This is a genomic window from Teichococcus deserti (assembly GCF_001982615.1).
Lineage (GTDB): Bacteria > Pseudomonadota > Alphaproteobacteria > Acetobacterales > Acetobacteraceae > Pseudoroseomonas > Pseudoroseomonas deserti.
This window is the reverse complement of sequence record NZ_MLCO01000153.1, coordinates 19,362-37,496: the sequence shown is the minus strand read 5'-3', so window position 1 is coordinate 37,496 and position 18,135 is coordinate 19,362. Positions and strand designations below refer to the sequence as shown.

Genomic DNA, 18,135 nt, shown 5'->3' with positions numbered 1-18,135 from the left:
ACAACCCTTGATCCGGCGCGAGACCTGGCTGGCCTGGCTGCTGGCCGCGCCCTTCACCCTGATGCTGCTGGGGCTGCTGGTCGCGCCCTTTCTGTCCATCGCCATCAAGAGCTTTTCCGGCTCGTCGAGCTTCGGCCTGCCATTCCTGGGCGGGGCCGACGGCATCGTCGGGCTGCAGCCGACCACTGCGCATTACGTCGCCATCCTGACCGAGCCGCACAACCAGCAGGTGATCCTGGTGACGCTGGCGATCTCGGCCGTGGTGGCGACGCTGCTGACGCTGATCGGCATCGGCACCGGCTATTACATGGCCCGCCGCCCGGGGCTGGCGCCGACCATCTCGGCCATCGTCACCTATCCGTCGCTGGCGCCGGCGGTGACGATCATCTTCGCCATCCTGTGGTTCATGGCGCCGACCGGGCCGGTCAACCATATCCTGTTCCAGCAGTTGGAGCTGATCGACGAGCCTCTGCAGTTCACCGGCACCTTCACCGCCATCGTGCTGGGCGACCTGGCGCTGTTCTCGACACTGGCGGTGCGGATGATGGCATCGCTGTTCGAGATGATCGAGCCGGCGCTTGAAGATGCTTCTTCCTCGCTGGGCGCGACCTTCCGCCAGACTTTTCTGTCAATCGTGCTGCCGTTGGCAGCACCAGGTCTCGCAGCGGTCTGGGTCTTCATCTTCATCCGCACCATGGTCGCCTATGTGGCGGCGCTGGTGCTGGGCGGCGGCGCCAAGGGCATCGTCGTGCTGCCGCTGGAAATCTTCAGCCGCATCCAGTCGCTCGGCATTTCCGGCAGCATGGCGCAGATCTGCGCCTTCGCCGTGGTGCTGGCGACCATCACGCTGCTCGGCCGCGCCGTCTACCTGGCCATCGTGCGCCGCGCCTTCCGCGACAGGCTGCAGGGGGAGATCCTGTGACGACGCTTGCCCCCACCATCCCGGCGCCCGCCGCCGCGGCGCCGCGCAGCGTCCTGCCGCCGTTCCGCTGGCTGTTCCCGGCGACCACGGTCGGGCTGATCCTGTTCATCCTGCTGCCGCCCATCACCCTGCTGTCGCTGTCGGTCAATGACCGCTTCGACCTGGTCTGGGGCATCTTCCCGCATGGCATCAGCTTCGACCTGTATCGCGAATCTGGGCCGGCCATCCTGCGCTCGGTCGCCGACAGCATGCGCATCGCCCTGCCGACCGTCGTGGTCTGCTTCCTGGTCGGGCTGCCGGTCGCCTATGCGCTGGTGCGGCTGCGCTTCCCCGGCCGCGGCCTGCTGGCGGAGCTGGTGAACCTGCCGCTGGTCTTCCCGCCGATCGTGCTGGCCTTCGGGCTGATGCAGATCTTCAAGCAGGGGCCGCTCTCCGGCACCAGCCCCTGGGTCGCCATCGTGCTGGGCCATGCCGTCGTCTCGCTGCCCTTCATGATCCAGCCGATCATCGCCGCCCTGCAGCGGGTCGATGTCTCGGTGGAGGATGCGGCGCGCAGCCTGGGCGCCGGGCCGCTCCGCGCCTTCGCCACCACCGTGCTGCCGGTGATCATGCCCTCGGTGCTGACCGGCGTCGCGCTGGTCTTCGCCCGCTCGATCTCGGATTTCGAGATCACCCTGTTGCTGACCACGCCGGAGATCAGCACCATGCCGATCGCCATCTACCAGGCCTTCGAGAGCGGCTCGACCCGCCTCGGCGCCGCCGTCGCCATGGCCACCAACGTCTTCGCCGTGGCGGTCATCGTCATCCTTGAAATCGCCGTGCGGAGGCTGCGCTGGTGGTAACTGCATCGCCCCTTTCGATCCAGGATGTCAAAAAGTCCTTCGGCGCCAACACGGTGCTGGAGAGGATTTCCCTCGATGTCGAGCCGGGGGAGTTCATGACCTTCCTTGGGCCCTCGGGTTGCGGCAAGACGACGCTGCTGCGCATGGTGGGCGGCTTCGGCGCCCCCGACAGCGGCCGCATCCTTCTCAACGGCCGCGACATCACGCATCTGCCGCCGAATCTCCGCGACTGCGGCTTCGTCTTCCAGTCCTATGCGCTGTTCCCGCATATGACGGTGCGGGCGAACATCGCCTATGGGCTGAAGCTACGGAAGCTGCCGGCGGCCGAGATCAAATCGCGGGTCGATGCGGTGCTCGACATGGTGGGCCTCGAAGCCTTCGCCGACCGGCACCCGAAGCAGCTCTCCGGCGGGCAGCAGCAGCGCGTCGCCATCGCGCGCGCCATCGCCATCCGCCCGGCGCTGCTGCTGATGGACGAGCCGCTGTCCAACCTGGACGCCAAGCTGCGCGAGCGCATCCGCTTCGAGCTGCGCGCGCTGCAGAAGCGCTTAGGCATCACCACCGTCTTCGTCACCCATGACCAGGAGGAGGCCATGGCCGTCTCCGACCGGATCGTCGTGATGAACAAGGGGCATGTCGAGCAGATCGGCTCGCCGACCGAGATCTATGGCGCGCCGGCCTCGCTGTTCGTCGCGGACTTCGTCGGCGTCAACAACCTGCTGCCCGGGCGGCTGCAGCACGCCGCCGACGGCCAGGCGGTGGTCGAGACCGCGGCCGGCCCGCTGCCGGCCCGCGCCGGGCGCGCCACGCCGGGCCAGTCGGTGCAGCTGGCGCTGCGGCCCGAGCTGATCCGGCTGCGCCCCTTCGGCGCGCTGCCGGGGGAGGGGCCGCAGCTGGACGGCACGGTGCAGCTGGCCGCCTTCCTGGGCGCCGCCACGCGCTACGAGGTGAAGGTCGCCGGCGACCTGGTGCTGAAGGTCGCCGCCCCCGCGGGCGAGCCGATCCTGCCGCTGGGCAGCCGCGTCACCTGCCACTGGCCGGCCGAATGCGGCCATGCCCTTCCAGCCTGACGACGTAAAACCCGCCCGGCGTGGCAGCAGAGCGGCTAAGAGGGGCGTCATGACCGGTGACGCCCCCGATTCCGCCGCCCCGCCCGCGACGCTGACCGCGCTGCGCGCGCTGATCCTGCAGAGCCGCGACAGCCTGCCGAAGCGGCTGCTGCAGGCGGCCGACTACGCCCTGTCGCATCCGCAGGAATTCGCCTTCGCCACTATCGGGGCGATCGCGCAGCAGGCGGGGGTGCAGCCCTCGGCCCTGGTGCGCTTCGCCCAGAGCCTGGGCTATTCCGGCTTCAGCGAGCTGCAGGCGGTGTTCCGCGCCCATGCCCGCGACCGCTGGCCGGATTACCGCGAGCGGCTGGAGACGCTGCGCAGCGAGGAAGGCGGCGACGGCCCCGCGGCGCTGCTGCGCGGCTTCATCGGCGCCTCGCTGCATTCGGTGGAGCGGCTGTCGGAAACGCTGGATGCGGCGGCGCTGGACCGCGCCATCGGGCTGCTGGCGGCAGCGCCCACCATCCACCTGCTGGGCAGCCGCCGCGCCTTTCCGGTGGCCGCCTACCTGGCCTATGCCCTGCGCAAGCTGGAGATCCGCTGCCACCTGATCGACCAGGCCGGCGGGCTGGCGCCGGAGCAGGTGGCGCTGATGGCCCCGGGCGATGTCCTGCTGGCTGTCAGCTTCTCGCCCTATGCGCCGGCGACGCTGGAGCTGGTGGCGGCGGCGGCGGCGCGTGGGCATGGCGTGGTGGCTTTGACCGACACGCCGTTCTCGCCGCTGGCGGCCTCGGCCAGCGCCTGGCTGGAGGTGGCGGAGGCCGACCATGCCGGCTTCCGCTCGCTGGCCGGCACCTTCGCCCTGGCCATGACCCTGGCGGTGGGCACCGCCGAGGCGCGGCTGCGCGCGGCGGGGTGAATGGAATTCAAATTCCATCCTTGACCGGATAAGGAAAAAAGAATTCCATCCGCGACGGATGCCCGGCGCAGAACCGGGCGATCAGTTTTGGAGGGGATATCGCCAGGATGCCGGCAGCGACGCTGGACCTCATCACCATCGGCCGCGCCTCGGTCGACCTCTATGGCCAGCAGATCGGCGGCCGGCTCGAGGATATGGCGAGCTTCGCCAAGGCGGTCGGCGGTTGCCCGGCCAACATTGCCATCGGCGCGTCGCGGCTCGGCCTGCGCGCCGGGCTGGTCACCCGCGTCGGCGACGAGGCCTTCGGCCGCTTCATCCGCGAGCAGGCGGCGCGCGAGGGCGTGGACACGACGGGCATCCACACGGACCAGCAGCGGCTGACCGCGCTGGCCGTGCTGGGCGTGCGGGATTCTTCGTCGTTTCCGCTGATCTTCTACCGCACCGACTGCGCCGATGCCGCGCTGGACGAAAGCGACATCGACCCGGGTTTCATCGCCTCGGCCGCGTGCATCGTCGTGACGGGGACGCATTTCGCCCGCGCCAACACCGCCGCCGCCCAGCGCAAGGCGATGCGCATCGCCCGCGAGAACGGCCGCCGCGTCGCCTTCGACATCGACTACCGCCCGAACCTCTGGGGCGTCGCCGGGCATGATGCCGGCGAGAGCCGCTATATCCGCGCCGATGCGGTGACCGAAAGCCTGGCGCCGCTGCTGCCGGAATGTGACCTGATCGTCGGCACCGAGGAAGAGTTGCATATCGCTGGCGGCTCCGAAGACACGCTGCAGGCATTGAAGAACATTCGGGCGGTCAGCAAGGCCTTGCTGGTCTGCAAGCGCGGCCCGATGGGCTGCCTGGTCTTCCCCGATTCCATCCCGGCGCGGCTGGAGGACGGCATCGCCGGCCCCGGCTTCCCGGTCGAGGTCTACAATGTCCTCGGCGCCGGCGACGCCTTCATGGCCGGCTTCCTGCGCGGCTGGCTGCGTGGCGAGCCGCTGCAGCGCGCCTGCGCCTTCGCCAATGCCTGCGGCGCCATCGCCGTGTCGCGGCTGCTCTGCGCGCCGGAATACGCCACCTGGGAAGAGCTTTCCTTCTTCCTGGAGCGCGGCGTCACCACGACAGCGCTGCGGCATGACGACGCGCTGTCGGCGCTGCACTGGTCGACCACGCGGCGGCCGCAGCCCGACACGCTGATGGCGCTGGCCATCGACCACCGGCCGCAGCTGGCCGCCATGGCGGTCGAGGCCGGCATCCCGGAGGCCGAGATCGCCGGCCGGATCGGCGAGTTCAAGCTGCTGGCGGTGCGCGCCGCCGCCCGCGTCGCCAAGGGGCGGCCGGGCTTCGGCATGCTGCTCGACGGCCGCTATGGGCGGGAGGCGCTGTTCGAGGCCTCGCGCCAGGGCTTGTGGATCGGCCGCCCGGTGGAAGAGCCCGGCTCGCGCCCGCTGGATTTCGAAGGCGGCGGCGACCTAGGCTCTTCGCTGGTCGAATGGCCGCTGGAGCACACGGTCAAGGCGCTGTGCTTCTGGCACCCGGCCGACGCGCCGGCGTTGCGCGCCAGGCAGGAACGCGAATTGAAACGCGTCTTCGACGCCTGCCGGCGCCTGGGCCGTGAGCTCCTGATAGAGATCATCGCGGGGCCGCATGGTCCACTGGACAGCGGCACCATCGCCGGCGTGCTCGCGCATCTCTACGGCCTCGGCATCCGCCCCGACTGGTGGAAGCTGGAGCCGCAGGCCGATGCCGCCGCCTGGACCGCCATCGACGGCGTCATCGCCGCGCATGATCCGCATTGCCGCGGCATCGTCATGCTCGGGCTGAAAGCGCCGCTGCCCGAGCTGGTCGCCGCCTTCCAGGCCAGCACCGCCGCGCCCCGGGTGCGCGGCTTCGCTGTCGGCCGCAGCATCTTTGCCGAGCCGGCACGTGCCTGGCTGGCCGGGCGGCTCGACGACGCCGCCGCCGAGACGGTGATGGCCGAGCGCTTCGCCGCCCTGACCGAGGCCTGGGAAGCGCGCCGCGCCCCGGCCATGCTGTCCGCGCTCTGATCCCGGGAGACCGCTCGATGCCCACCCCGCTGCTGCGCCACCCGACCGCCGCCGATGCCAACGGCCGGCTGCACCACATCACGCCCGGGAATGCCGGCTGGACCTATGTCGGCTTCGAGGTGCATCGCCTGGCGCCGGGCGCCGGCCTGACCCGCGAGGAGACGGCGCGCGAGACCTGCCTCGTCGTCCTGACCGGCCATGTCACCGTCGCCGTCGGCGACCAGACCTTCGAAAACATCGGTGGCCGCGCCTCGGTCTTCGACGGAAGCCCCTGGTCGGTCTATGCGCCGCCCGGGCAGCGGCTGGTGGTGACCAGCGCCGCGGGGGCGGAGGTCGCCGTCTGCACCGCGCCGGCGACCGGCCGCCTGCCGGCGCGGCTGATCCCGCCGGAGGCGGTGGGGCAGGAGCTGCGCGGCGAGGGCACCAATCTCCGCCACGTGCGCAACATCCTGCCCGATACCGCCGAGGCGGAAAGCCTGTTGGTGGTGGAAGTGGTCACGCCCGGCGGCAACTGGTCCAGCTATCCGCCGCACAAGCACGATGCCGACGACTTCCCCAACGAGACGGCGCTGGAGGAAACCTATTACCACCGGCTGGCGCGGCCGGGCGGCTTCGCGGTGCAGCGCGTCTATACCGACGACCGCAGCCTGGACGAGACCATGGCCGTCGGCGACGGCGACGTCGTGCTGGTGCCGCGCGGCTACCACCCGGTCGGCGCACCGCATGGCTTCGACCTCTGGTATCTGAACGTCATGGCCGGGCCGCGCCGCGCCTGGAAATTCACCATGGCGCCGGAGCATGCCTGGCTTGGCTGGTAACGGCGAAGCCCTGGATAAGCCAGGGCTTTCGCCACATGACCATTCGGTCATGCGGCAACCGGCCGCGCTGGCCGGCGTTGGCTCCCCGGATAGTCAAGACCGGAGGAGCCATCACATGGGTCGCGGAATTCTGCTGTGGTTGCTGGGCATTCCCATCCCGGTGATCATCATCCTCATGCTGCTGTTCCGCTGAGGAAGGAGGGCGCCGCCATGGCCAGCACCTCCCACTCCGGAAGCTCTCTCGGCGGCCGGCTGAGCCTCGGCGAGACCGAGCTGCCGGCGACCTACCAGTCGCCCGTCTCCGCCATCTCCTGGGGCGCCATCCTGGGCGGCGCGGCGGGCGCGGCGGCGGTGTCCCTCATCCTGGTGCTGCTCGGCACCGGCTTTGGCCTGGCGATCGCCTCGCCCTGGTCCGGTCCGACGGCGACCGCGGTCGGCGTCACCGCCGCAGTCTGGCTGGTCATCACCCAGTGGCTCTCCTCCGGCATCGGCGGCTATATCGCCGGCCGGCTGCGCACCCACTGGGCCTCGGTGCATGCGGACGAGGTCTATTTCCGCGACACCGCGCATGGCTTCCTGGCCTGGGCCGTGGCGACGCTGGTGACGGTCGGCGTGCTGGCCTCGGCGGCCTCGGGCGCGATCGGCGCCGGCGCGCGGGCGGTCTCGGCGGTCGGCGGCGGTGCGGTGCAGGCGGCGGCCAGCACGGCCGGGCCGGCGCTGGCCCGCAGCTATGACATCGACTCGCTGTTCCGCCGCGCCCAGCCGGTGGTGCAGGGCGAGGAGGGCCAGGCGGCGGCCGAGGCCGGGCGCATCATCGCCAATGGCATTGCCCAGGGCGAGGTGCCGGAGGCCGACCGTGCCTATCTGGCCCAGCTGGTGGCGGCGCGGGCGGAGATTCCGCCGGCCGAAGCGCGCAGCCGTGTCGATGCCGCGGTGACCCGCGCCCAGCAGGCGGCCGAGCAGGCCAAGCAGGCGGCGGAGACGGCCCGCAAGTCGGCGGCGACGACGGCGCTGTTCACCGCGCTGTCGATGCTGATCGGCGCCTTCATCGCGGCGACTGCCGCGGCGCTGGCCGGCCGCTCGCGCGATACCTGAGCCGTCCTGCAGCACGGTCCGACCAGGGTCCGGGGGCGCAAGCCTCTGGGCCCTTTTTTCAGTGCGCCCCGGTTTTTTTTCAGTGCGCGCCGGTGCGGCCCAGCGGGGCCAGCCCGACGAAGCGCTCGCGGCGAAGGGCGATGGGCGCCAGGCGATGCGCCTCGCTGGCGCTGGCCGCGGCCAGGGCGGGCAGGCTGATGTCGCGGGCGGCGGCTGCCTGCAGCGGCGCCAGGTCGACATGGCGCGGCGCGCTGGCGGCCAGCGGCAACGGCGCCAGGTCGATGAAGCGCGGCGCCGCCGGGCTCGAGGCCAGCGGGGCCAGGTCGACATGGCGCGGTACGACAGCGGCCGGCACGGCCAGGGGTGCGAGGTCGATGAAGCGGGGCTCGGCCGCCGGGGTGGCGAGCGGCGCCAGCGCCACGGCCTCGGGCAGCGCGGCGCCGGTCACCGGCGCCAGGTCGAGGAAGCGCTCGGCCGGCGGGGCCGGCGGCAGCGGCGCCAGGCCCAGGAAGCGGCCGAGGCTGGAAGGCACGCCGACCAGCGGGGCGAGGCCCAGGAAGCGGCGCAGCCCCTGCGGCTGCGGCGCCGCTTCCGGCTCGGCGCTGGACGTCTCGGGCGTCGGCAGCAGGCTGGTGGTGGCCGGCCGGTCCGCGCGCAGCCGGGCGCGGATTTCCTCGGTGCTGAGCGGCGCCTTCGCGCCAGGCTCCGGGGCGAGGCCCAGGAAGCGGCGCAGCCCCTCCCGCGCATGGGCGAGGCGCGACAGGCCCAGGAAACCGCGGGAGCTGCGCCGGCTGTCCTGCTCGCGCTCGAGATCGATGGGGCGAAGATGCATGCGAGGCCTCCCGCGAGGGGGTGGGGCGGAAGGCAGCCTCTCCTAGGCTGGCGCGGTTCCGTGCTTCGGCAAGGTTCTCTCAGGGCGGAATTGAAATTCGGTAAATGCGGTGGGGCGGTCATTCCCCCGCCTGGCGCAGCGCCGCCGGCCGGTGCGCGCCATGCGCCGGCCGTGCCAGGCCGAGATTTTCCCGGAGCGTGGTGCCGCGATAGTCGGTCTGGAAAAGGCCGCGGCGCTGCAGCTCGGGGATCAGGCGATGGAAGACATCCTCGACCGGGCCCGGATAGAAGGGCGGCAGGATGTTGAAGCCGTCGCAGGCGCGATGCTCGAACCAGTCCTGCATCTCGTCGGCGATCTCGGCGGCGGTGCCGACGATCAGGTGGTGGCCGGAGGCGGCGCGCGCCTGGAACAGCTGCCGGATCGTCAGGCTGCGCCCGTCCAGGAACGTCTGCAATTTGGCATGCTCGCTTTTCAGCGCGTTGCTCTCGGCCAGCAGCGGCGGCAGCGGGCCGTCGACGTCATGGCCGCTGAGATCGCCGAAGCTGGTCGACAGCGCCGCCAGGCCGAGCTCGGGATGGATCAGCGATTGCAGCCGCTCGAACAGGTCGCGGGCTTCCTGCCGGCTGCGGCCGATGATCGGCATCATCCCCGGCATGACCAGCGCCGATTCCGGCGCGCGGCCAAATGGCGCGAACTGGCCTTTGACGCGGGCGTAGAAGGCGGCCGCCTCGTCGCGGCTGCGCTGCATGGTGTAGATCACCTCGGCCGTGCGCGCCGCCAGCGCCTGGCCCGGGCCCGAGGAGCCCGCCTGGGCGATCACCGGATAGCCCTGGATCGGCCGCGCCAGGTTCAGCGGCCCGCGCACCTTGAAATGCTCGCCGTGGTGATGCGGCGTGTGCAGTCTGGCAGGGTCGAAGTACTGCCCGCTTTCCTTGTCGCGGATGAAGGCGCCGTCTTCGAAGCTGTCCCACAGCGAGAACATCAGGTCGACGTATTCCTCGGCGCGGCGGTAGCGCGCGGCGTGCTCCATGTGGCGCTCGCGGCCGAAATTCAGCGCCTCCTGCTCGCTCCAGGAGGTGACGACGTTCCAGCCCACCCGCCCCTCGGTGATGTGGTCGAGCGAGGCGAGCTTGCGCGCCATGCTGTAGGGCTCGTTGTAGGTGGTGCTGGCGGTCGCGATGAAGCCGAGCTTCTCGGTCACCGCCGAGAGCGCTGCCAGCAGGGTCAGCGGCTCGAAGACGTCGATGCGGCTGTCATAGCTCAGCTGCCGCTCGTCGCGGGCATTGCTGCGCACGGCGATCCCGTCGGCCCAGAACATGAAGTGGAAGCAGGCGGCCTCGGCCTCGCGCGCCATCTGTTTCCAGAAGCGGATGTCGAGGGCGGCATCGGCCTTGGCCTCCGGCATGCGCCAGCCGCCGCCATGCGCGCCTGCCCCTACCAGGTTCAGCCCCAGCACCATGTCTTTCCGGCCGTCATCGCGCATGCTGTGCCTCTCCATCAACGCGGCCTTTATCGAAGCGCCGGCGCCGCTGCAGATAAAGACAGAACTTTTTCTGTTCTCGGCCTCAGCCGGAGGATGGCGTGCGCAAGAAGTCGCTCAGCTGGCGGACATGCGGGTCGCGCGCGGCAGCGGGCCCCAGGCGCAGGGTGAAGACCCAGGTGCCGGCCAGGGCCTCGGGCGCGAAAAGCCGCACCAGCCGGCCGGCGGCGAGCTCCGCATCCAGCAGCGGCGAGCGGCCGAGCGCGATGCCCGCCCCCGCCAGCGCCGCGCCGATCGCCTGGTTGAAGCCGCTGAAGCGGATCAGCCGCGGCGCCGGCACCGCCTCGCCCAGATGCGCCAGCCAGTGCCGCCAGTCCTTGTCCGGGCTGTCGGCGCTGTGCTCCTCCTCCAGCAGGCTGAGCCGGGCCAGCGCCGTGCTGCGCCCGAGCCGCGCCACCTCCGCCGCGACGGCCGGGCTGGCGACGGGGAACATCCTTTCCTCGAACAGCAAGGAATCGCCGGGCGGGATCTGGCCGGTGCGGGCGCGCAGGATCGCCAGGTCGATGCCCTCGGCGGCCAGGTCGGGCGAGCCAGCCTCGACCGCCCGCATATGCCAGTCGACCGAAGGATGCAGCCCGGCAAAGGCCGCCAGCCGCGGCGCCAGCCAGAGCGAGGCGACCGAGCCATTGGCGCAGACCACCAGCCGGGCACGCGGCCGACCGGCCTCGGCGCGGATGCCGGCGCAGCTTTCGGCGAGCATGGTCAGCGCCGCCTCCACCGCCTCCAGCAATGTCTGCCCGGCGGCGGTGGGCGCGGTCTGGCTGTGGCCGGCGCCGTTGCGGGCGCGGGTCAGCAGCGGCGTGCCCAGCTGCGCCTCCAGCCCGCGGATCTGGTGGCTGACGGCGCTGGTGCTGACATGCAGCTGGGTGGCGGCGCGGGCGAAGCTGCCGGCCCGCGCCACGGCGGCGAAGGCGCGCAGCGCGGCGAGGGGCGGCAGCGGCGGGATCATGGCCGTGCAATCTAGCTCAACAGCCGATGAAAAGCTTGCATTTGCTGTGGCCGCGGACCGGTCGCAGCATCGCGGCTCGATCGCCCGGAGACGGCTTCCATGTATTTCGACCTGCGCCTCTGGCGGCTGACCCAGGGCCTGCGCCTCGGCATGCTGGCGGGCGTGCTGCTGGGCCTGGCGGCGCTGGCCGCCGGCATCGCCCGCTTCGCCTGCCTGGGCGTGGCGCTGGCCCGCGTCTTCGCCGGCGGCGGGCTGGCCGAGGCCGCCTGGCCGCTGGCGGGCGCCGCCGCCGCCGTGCTGCTGCGCGGGCTGCTGGAGCAGGCGCGGGCGGGGCTGGCGCATCGCACCGCCGCCGCCGTGCAAACGAAGTTGCGGGCGGCGCTGTTCGACCGCATCGCGGCGCTGGGCCCGGCCTGGTTCGCCGGGCAGCGCACCGGCGGCGTCATGCTGGCCATGGTCGATGGCGTCGAGCAGCTGCAGACCTTCTTCGGCCAGTACCTGCCGCAGCTGGCCATCGCCGCCTGCGCGCCCTTGGCGATCTTCCTGTTCATGGCGTGGTGGGACGTGCCCGTCGCCTTCGTGCTGCTGGTCGCGGCGCTGCTGACGCTGGTGCTGCCGGCGCTGGTGCATCGCTCCGACCGCCGCGCCGCGCTGGCCCGCCAGAAGGAATTCAAGGCCTTCGGCGCCGAGTTCCTCGACGCGGTGCAGGGCCTGCCGACGCTGCAGGCCTTCGGCCAGAGCGCCAGCCATGGCGAGCGCCTGGCCCGCCGCGCCCGCGCGCTGTTCCAGACCACCTTCCGCGTGCTGGCCGTCTCGGTCTCGACCAGGGGCATCACGGACACCGGCATGGCGCTGGGCGCGGCGCTGGCGCTGATCCTGGGCGCCCACCGTGTCGAGGCCGGGCAGATGAGCCTGGAAGCGCTGCTGGTCGTGCTGATGGCGGGGACGGAAATCTTCCGGCCGCTGCGCGACCTGCGCAGCGTGCTGCACCAGGGCATGGTCGGGCAATCGGCCGCGGCCGGGCTGCACGAGCTGCTGCAGGCCGAGCCCGCCATCGGCCCCGGCGGCGCGCCGTTGGAATTGCGCGGCGCCGCGCCGGGGATCGAGTTCGACGCTGTGCGCTTCGCCTATCCCGGCGGCCGCTCGCCGGCGCATGACAGGCTTTCCTTCGCCATCCGCCCGGGCGAGCGCGTCGGCATCGTCGGGCCCAGCGGCGCGGGCAAATCCTCGATCCTGCGGCTGCTGCTGCGCCAGCACGACCCGCAGGCCGGCACCATCCGCATCGGCGGCCAGCTGCTGTCGGAGGTGGACCCTGCTTCAATCGCGGCGTCGATCGCCATCGTCGCCCAGGACGCCACGCTGTTCCACGGCACGGTCGCCGAGAACCTGCGGCTCGGCCGGCCAGGGGCCGGCCAGGCAGAGCTCGAAGCCGCCTGCCGCGCCGCCAATGCGCATGACTTCATCCTGGGCCTGCCCGGCGGCTATGACGCGCTGATCGGCGAGCGTGGCGCGCGGCTTTCGGGGGGGCAGCGCCAGCGCGTCGCCATCGCCCGCGCCTTGCTGCGCGACGCGCCGATCCTGATCCTGGACGAGGCGCTCTCGGCCGTGGACGCCGAGAACGAGGCGCTGATCCAGCAGGCGCTGGACCGGCTGATGCAGGGGCGCACCACGCTGGTCCTGGCGCATCGCCTGTCCAGCGTCATCGGCGCCGACCGCATTCTTGTTCTCGACCAGGGCAGGGTGGTCGAATCCGGCAGCCATGCCGCGCTGATGCAGGCCGGCGGCACCTATTTCCGCCTGATGGGCGCCCAGGCCGCCGAGCGCGGCGCCGGCGCGCCCCCCGACCGGCTCGACGCCGCCGCCATCGCCGAAGCCGAGACCGCCGCCGCGCCGATCGACCTCAATGCCGAGGCCGCCGCCATCGGCGGGCGCGAGACCTTTTCCAGCCTGGTCCGCTACATCCTGCCCTGGCGTGGCAAGCTGGCGCTGACCGTGCTGCTGGGCATCGGCCGTGTCGCAGCCTTCATCGGCGTCGGTGTCGCGGGCGCGCTGCTGACCGCGGCGCTGGGGCGCGGCGAGCCAATCGGCGCGCTGGCGGTGGCCCTGCTGGTGCTGGCGCCGCTGGCCGGGCTGCTGCACTGGCTCGAATCCTGGCTGGCGCATGACATGGCCTATCGCCTGCTGGCCGAGATGCGCATCGACCTCTTCGCCCGGCTCGACGCGCTGGGCCCGGCCTATCTGCTGCGCCGCCGCGCCGGTGACCTGGTGGCGCTGGCCACCACCGATGTCGAGACGGTCGAATATTTCTACGCGCATACCGTGGCACCGGCGGTGGTGGCGCTGCTGGTGCCGGTGACGGTGTTGCTGGTGCTGGGCTACTTCGCCTGGCCGCTGGCCCTGGCCCTGTTCCCCTTCCTGCTGTTCGCCGGACTGTCGCCGCTGCGCGGGCGGGCGCGGATCGACGCGCTGGGCAGCCAGGCGCGCGGCGCGCTGGGCGAGCTCGGCGCCCATGTCACCGAGACCATCCAGGGCCTGGGCGACCTGCTGGCCTTCCAGGCGGTGCCGCTGCGGCGCGCTGCCTTCCTCGACCGTGTCGCCACCTATCAGGCGCGGCGGCTGGCGCTGCAGCACGACCAGGCGCGCGCCGCGGCCGGGCTGGAGGTGGCGACCGGCCTCGGCGGGCTGGCGGTCGCCGCCGGCGGCGCGCTGCTGGTGGCGCAGGGGCAGCTGGCGGCCGGGCTGCTGCCGATGCTGATCCTGCTGGCCATCGCCGCCTTCCTGCCGGTCTCAGAAATCGCCCAGGTCGGGCGGCAGCTGGCCGACACCATCGCCTCCACCCGCCGGCTGCGGCTGGTGGAGCGCGAGCAGCCGCGCATCCGCCCGGGGCGGCTGACGCCGGTGACGCCGCAGGGCGGGTCCGAGATCCGCTTCGAGGACGTCTCGTTCCGCTATGACGGCCGCAGCAATCCGGCTTTGTCGGGACTGGACTTGATGTTGCCGGCCGGGCGCACCGCGGCGCTGGTCGGGCCCTCGGGCGCCGGCAAGTCCACCGTGGCGGCGCTGCTGCTCCGCTTCTTCGACCCCGAGGCCGGGCGCATCACGCTGGACGGCATGGACCTGCGCGAGCTGACCCTCGACGGGCTGCGCCACCATGTCGCCCTCGTCGCCCAGGACACCTTCCTGTTCAATGACACGCTGGAAGAGAACATCCGGATGGCACGGCCCGAGGCGAGCGCCGAGGAACTGGCGCGCGCCATCGAGCAGGCCTCGCTGCGCGACTTCGTCGCTGGCCTGCCGCAGGGGCTGGCGACGCCGGTCGGCGAGCGCGGGCTGCAACTGTCCGGCGGGCAGCGGCAGCGCATCGCCATCGCCCGCGCCTTCCTGAAGGACGCGCCGGTGCTGGTGCTGGACGAGGCGACCTCGCATCTCGATGCCATCAGCGAGGCCGAGGTGCGCGCCGCCCTGAAGGGGCTGATGAAAAGCCGCACGGTGCTGGTGATCGCGCATCGCCTGTCCACCATCCGCGAGGCCGACACCATCCTGGTCATGCAGGCCGGCCAACTTGTCGAGGCCGGCCCGCATGACGCGCTGCTGGCGCAAGGCGGCGCCTATGCCCGCCTGGTCGCCTGGCAGATGGAGGGTGCCGCCTAGCGCGCCAGAGCCATGGCGCTGTCCAGCAGCACCGCGGCGCCGTCTGCCAGTTGGCGGAATTCGGTGAATTCGCGCGGATTGTGGCTGATCCCACCGCGGCTGGGGACGAAGATCATCGCCGCCGGGCAGATCCGCGCCATCATCTGCGCGTCATGCCCGGCGCCGGAGGTGATGCGGCGACAGGACAGGCTGCGCCGTGCCGCCGCCGCCTCGACCTGGGCGACGATGCCGGCATCGAAGATGACGGGCTCGAAGCGGGCGAGGCGGGTGCTTTCGACGCTGACGCCCTCGGCTTCGGAGAGCCTTTGCAGTTCCGCGGCAAAGCCTCGTTCCGCCTCGGCGAGCCGCGCCTCGTCCGGATCGCGCAGGTCGAGCGTGAAGCGGACCATGCCAGGGATGACGTTGATGGCGCCGGGATCCAGCGTCAGCGTGCCCACCGTCGCCAGGGTGCTGCCGCCGCGCGGCGCGATCCTCCCGCGCAGGAAGGCGATGGCCTGGGCCGCGACCAGCCCGGCATCGCGCCGCATCGCCATCGGCGTGGTGCCGGCATGGTTGGCCTCGCCGGTCAGCACGAAGGACTGCCAGGAGATGCCTTGCAGCCGGTCGACGGCGCCGATGGCGATGCCCTCATGCTCCAGCACCGGGCCCTGCTCGATATGCAGTTCGAGATAGGCATGCGGGCGCAGGAAGCCGGGCGTGGCGTCGCCGGCATAGCCGATGGCGGTCAGAGCTTCCCGCAGCGTCACGCCGTCGGTGCCGTGGATGGCCAGCGCCGCCTCGGCCGCCATGCCGCCGGCATAGACCAGCGAGCCCAGCATGTCGGGCGCGAAGCGCACGCCTTCCTCGTTGGTGAAGGCGGCCAGCGCCACGGGGCGCGAGAGGCGCGTGCCGGCCGCCTGCAGCGCCTCGATCACCGCGAGCCCGGCCAGCACGCCATAGCAGCCATCATAGATGCCGGAGTCGATCACCGTGTCGATATGCGAGCCGAGCATCACCGGCGCCGCGCCCGCCGGCGCCCCGCCCCGCCAGAGGCCGACCAGATTGCCGACCGCGTCGACGGTGACCTCCATCCCCGCCATGCGCATCCAGCCGGCGACCAGGTCGCGCCCGGCGCCATCGGCCTCGCTGCCGGCCAGGCGTATCAGGCGGCCGTCGGCGCCCCGGCCGACCTCGCCGAGCCGCTGCAGCCGCGCCATCAGGGTCGCGGCATCGATCGCGGGCAGGGTCATGCGAGCGGCTCCGCACCCGGCGCCAGGCGCTGCCGGGCGATGGCGGTGAAGAAGCCGACACCATGCGGGATGGCATCGTCGCAGAAATCGTAGCGCGGGTTGTGCAGCGGGGCGGAACCGGCGCCATTTCCGAGGAAGGCGAAGCAGCCCGGCCGCAGCGCCAGGAAGCGGGCGAAGTCTTCGGAGGCGGTGATCGGCTCGGCCATGTCGTCGACGTGGCTGTCGCCCAGCGCGGCGCGCGCGGCGGCGAGGGCCGCGGCGGTCGCGCCGGGATGGTTGAGGGTGGGGATAAATTCGCGCGTGTAGGTGACCTCGGCGGTGCAGCCATGCGCGAGGGCGACCCCCTCCGCAATGCGCCGCATGTCTTCCTCGATCGTCGCGCTGATGCCCGGCAGAAAGCTGCGGGCGTCGCCCTGGATGCGGGCCTGGCCGGGCAGCACGTTGCGGGTGCCGTCGGTGGTCAGCTCAGTCACCGAGACCACCGCCGCGGCCCCGGGCGGCAGCCGGCGGCTGACGATGGCCTGCAGCGCGACCACGAGCGCGCAGGCGGCCAGCATCACCTCCCGCCCTGCCTGCGGCTGCGAGGCGTGGCCGCCTTTCCCGGTCAGCCGGATGTCGAAGATGTCCTCGGCCGCCATGACCGGACCCGCGCGCGTCGTGAAGTGTCCGACCGCCATGCCGGGCATGTTGTGCAGCCCATAGACCTCATCGAACGGAAAACGGTCCAGCAGCCCGGCATCGATCATCGCCTGCGCGCCGCGGCCCCATTCCTCGGCGGGCTGGAACAGGACATTCACGGTGCCGGCGAAGCCCCCTTCCGTGGCCAGTTTCTCGGCGGCGCCGAGCAGCATGGTGACATGCCCGTCATGGCCGCAGCCATGCATCATCCCCGGTGTCGTCGAGCGCCATGCGGACTCGCCCTGCTCGGCGATGCGCAGCGCATCCATGTCGGCGCGCAGCGCGATGCTGCGCCCGCCATCGCCCCGGCGCAGCGTGCCGACCACGCCAGTGCCGCCGACGCCTTCGGCCACCTCGAGGCCGAAGCCGCGCAGCCGTTCCGCGACCAGCCGCGCAGTACGGCCTTCCTCAAAGCCGAATTCGGGATGGCGGTGGAAATCCCGCCGCCACTCCACCAGCTTCTGCCAGAATGCCGCGTCGTTCACGACAGGGCCCTTTCGCTGATCACCAGAAGGACGCGCGCGTCAGGACCGGGATGACGGCCGTCGGCGATGTCCTGCAGCAATCCGGAGAATCCCGTCGCGCCGGAGGGCGTACTGGCCGGACCGCCAGATTCCCCGAGCAGGCGCGGCGCCTCGACCAGACGGTCCTCGGGCACGGCGATGGCGCGCGGCGCGCGGGGCTGCAGCAACGCGAGCGCCGGCCCGCTGGCCTCGCCGCAGGACAGCATCTCGGCCACCGAATGCAGCGCGCCCGGCAGGCGCAGCACCCTGCCGGCGGCGAGCGCGGCGCCGACCGAGGCGGCCTCGGCCGGTTCCACCACCGCCATGGCCGCGGGCGCCGCCAGGAAGCCGTCCAGCCCGGCGATCATCGCCGCCGCTAGGCCGCCGACGCCGGCCTGGACATAGAGATGCGTCGGCAACGGCGCTGTTGCCTGCGCACGAATCTCGGCGGCGATGACGCCGTAGCCGGCCATGACGTCGCCGACGACCGGATCCTGCGCGCCCAGCGCGGTGTCCGCCACCAGCAGCCCGTCACCCTTCTCGGCGGCCAGCACGGCGGCATCGACGGCGTCGTCATAGGTGCCCTGGACCCAGGTGATCGCCGCGCCCATCGCGGTGATCCGCGCGGCGCGCGCCTGGGGCACGCTGGAATGCAGGAAGACGGTGCAGGGCGCGCCAGCGGCCCGCGCCGCCGCGGCCACCGCCAGGCCATGGTTGCCGTCACTGGCGCAGAGCAGCGCCGGCAGCACCTGTGGCCGCGTGGCCGCCTCCAGCAGCGCTTCCGGCGTGACGCCGGCGTGGCGCGCCAGCGCCCGCAGCCCGGCATAGGTGCCGCCGAGCGACTTGAAGCTGCCCAGGCTGCGTGCGCCCTCGTCCTTCACCCAGAGCGCGGCGATGCCGAGCTTCCGAGCGAGCGCCGGCAGGCTGTGCAGCGGCGTCGGAGCATAGGCCGGATCAAGCCGGCCGAGCAGGCGGGCGATGTCCTGTGGGGAGGGGAGGATGTCGTTCGGTGCCATGCTACCAGACTGCCGCAACGCCCTTGAAAGATATCGCCGAATTCAGGCTA

Annotated in this window: 15 protein-coding genes; 9 read left to right on the top strand and 6 right to left on the bottom strand. The window is 72.1% G+C overall.

Annotation, left to right across the window (positions count from 1 at the left end; genetic code table 11):
* Positions 1–7: 7 nt before the first annotated feature.
* The 8 genes from BKE38_RS15830 to BKE38_RS15800 all read left to right on the top strand — a co-directional run bounded on the left by BKE38_RS15830 (position 8) and on the right by BKE38_RS15800 (position 7,687).
* Positions 8–922, top strand: a complete 915-nt coding sequence (locus tag BKE38_RS15830; protein ID WP_076958261.1) for an ABC transporter permease — start codon at positions 8–10, stop codon at positions 920–922.
* Positions 919–1,764 (top strand): ABC transporter permease, encoded by an 846-nt coding sequence (locus BKE38_RS15825; protein ID WP_076958260.1) that lies wholly within the window; start codon positions 919–921, stop codon positions 1,762–1,764. The genes BKE38_RS15830 and BKE38_RS15825 overlap by 4 nt, the downstream gene beginning before the upstream one ends.
* Positions 1,758–2,834 carry an ABC transporter ATP-binding protein gene (locus tag BKE38_RS15820; protein WP_076958259.1) on the top strand — a complete coding sequence of 359 codons (1,077 nt, stop codon included), beginning with the start codon at positions 1,758–1,760 and terminating at the stop codon, positions 2,832–2,834. Before BKE38_RS15825 ends, BKE38_RS15820 begins: the two co-directional genes overlap by 7 nt.
* A gap of 49 nt (positions 2,835–2,883) precedes the next feature.
* Positions 2,884–3,732 (top strand): MurR/RpiR family transcriptional regulator, encoded by an 849-nt coding sequence (locus BKE38_RS15815; protein ID WP_076958258.1) that lies wholly within the window; start codon positions 2,884–2,886, stop codon positions 3,730–3,732.
* A 107-nt stretch (positions 3,733–3,839) separates the two neighbouring features.
* Positions 3,840–5,774 (top strand): bifunctional 5-dehydro-2-deoxygluconokinase/5-dehydro-2-deoxyphosphogluconate aldolase, encoded by a 1,935-nt coding sequence (locus BKE38_RS15810; RefSeq protein ID WP_076958257.1) that lies wholly within the window; start codon positions 3,840–3,842, stop codon positions 5,772–5,774.
* Between the two features lie 17 nt (positions 5,775–5,791).
* A complete protein-coding gene (iolB, locus tag BKE38_RS15805) occupies positions 5,792–6,592 on the top strand; it encodes a 5-deoxy-glucuronate isomerase (RefSeq protein ID WP_076958256.1) in 801 nt (266 codons plus the stop codon).
* The gene (locus tag BKE38_RS31525; protein WP_131829611.1) at positions 6,582–6,785 is read left to right on the top strand and encodes a hypothetical protein; all 204 of its coding nucleotides are present in this window, start codon (positions 6,582–6,584) and stop codon (positions 6,783–6,785) included. Before iolB ends, BKE38_RS31525 begins: the two co-directional genes overlap by 11 nt.
* A 17-nt stretch (positions 6,786–6,802) precedes the next feature.
* Positions 6,803–7,687: a hypothetical protein gene (locus BKE38_RS15800; RefSeq protein WP_242662376.1), complete on the top strand. Its 885-nt coding sequence runs from the start codon at positions 6,803–6,805 to the stop codon at positions 7,685–7,687.
* A gap of 79 nt (positions 7,688–7,766) precedes the next feature.
* On the opposite strand, the gene BKE38_RS15795 is transcribed toward BKE38_RS15800, so the two are convergent.
* The 3 genes from BKE38_RS15795 to BKE38_RS15785 form a co-directional block, all read right to left on the bottom strand.
* Entirely contained in the window at positions 7,767–8,519 is a 753-nt protein-coding gene (locus BKE38_RS15795; RefSeq protein ID WP_076958255.1) for a hypothetical protein, read from the bottom strand.
* Positions 8,520–8,637: 118 nt separating this feature from the next.
* Positions 8,638–10,002 carry an LLM class flavin-dependent oxidoreductase gene (locus BKE38_RS15790; protein ID WP_242662375.1) on the bottom strand — a complete coding sequence of 455 codons (1,365 nt, stop codon included), beginning with the start codon at positions 10,000–10,002 and terminating at the stop codon, positions 8,638–8,640.
* Positions 10,003–10,084: 82 nt separating this feature from the next.
* Positions 10,085–11,008, bottom strand: a complete 924-nt coding sequence (locus BKE38_RS15785; RefSeq protein ID WP_076958254.1) for a LysR substrate-binding domain-containing protein — start codon at positions 11,006–11,008, stop codon at positions 10,085–10,087.
* A gap of 99 nt (positions 11,009–11,107) precedes the next feature.
* On the opposite strand from BKE38_RS15785, the gene BKE38_RS15780 reads away from it, so the two are divergent.
* Positions 11,108–14,659, top strand: a complete 3,552-nt coding sequence (locus BKE38_RS15780) for an ABC transporter ATP-binding protein (RefSeq protein ID WP_076958253.1) — start codon at positions 11,108–11,110, stop codon at positions 14,657–14,659.
* Here BKE38_RS15780 and BKE38_RS15775 read toward each other — a convergent pair.
* Genes BKE38_RS15775 through BKE38_RS15765 form a run of 3 tightly spaced genes read right to left on the bottom strand, consistent with a single transcriptional unit; the run spans position 14,656 to position 18,085 of the window.
* Complete coding sequence (locus tag BKE38_RS15775; RefSeq protein ID WP_076958252.1) at positions 14,656–15,888, bottom strand: Zn-dependent hydrolase; 1,233 nt, start codon at positions 15,886–15,888, stop codon at positions 14,656–14,658. The genes BKE38_RS15780 and BKE38_RS15775 overlap by 4 nt on opposite strands.
* Positions 15,885–17,051, bottom strand: a complete 1,167-nt coding sequence (locus BKE38_RS15770) for an amidohydrolase (protein WP_076958251.1) — start codon at positions 17,049–17,051, stop codon at positions 15,885–15,887. The genes BKE38_RS15775 and BKE38_RS15770 overlap by 4 nt, the downstream gene beginning before the upstream one ends.
* On the bottom strand, positions 17,048–18,085 hold the full coding sequence (locus BKE38_RS15765; RefSeq protein ID WP_076958250.1) for a pyridoxal-phosphate dependent enzyme: 1,038 nt from the start codon (positions 18,083–18,085) through the stop codon (positions 17,048–17,050). The genes BKE38_RS15770 and BKE38_RS15765 overlap by 4 nt, the downstream gene beginning before the upstream one ends.
* Positions 18,086–18,135 lie beyond the last annotated feature (50 nt).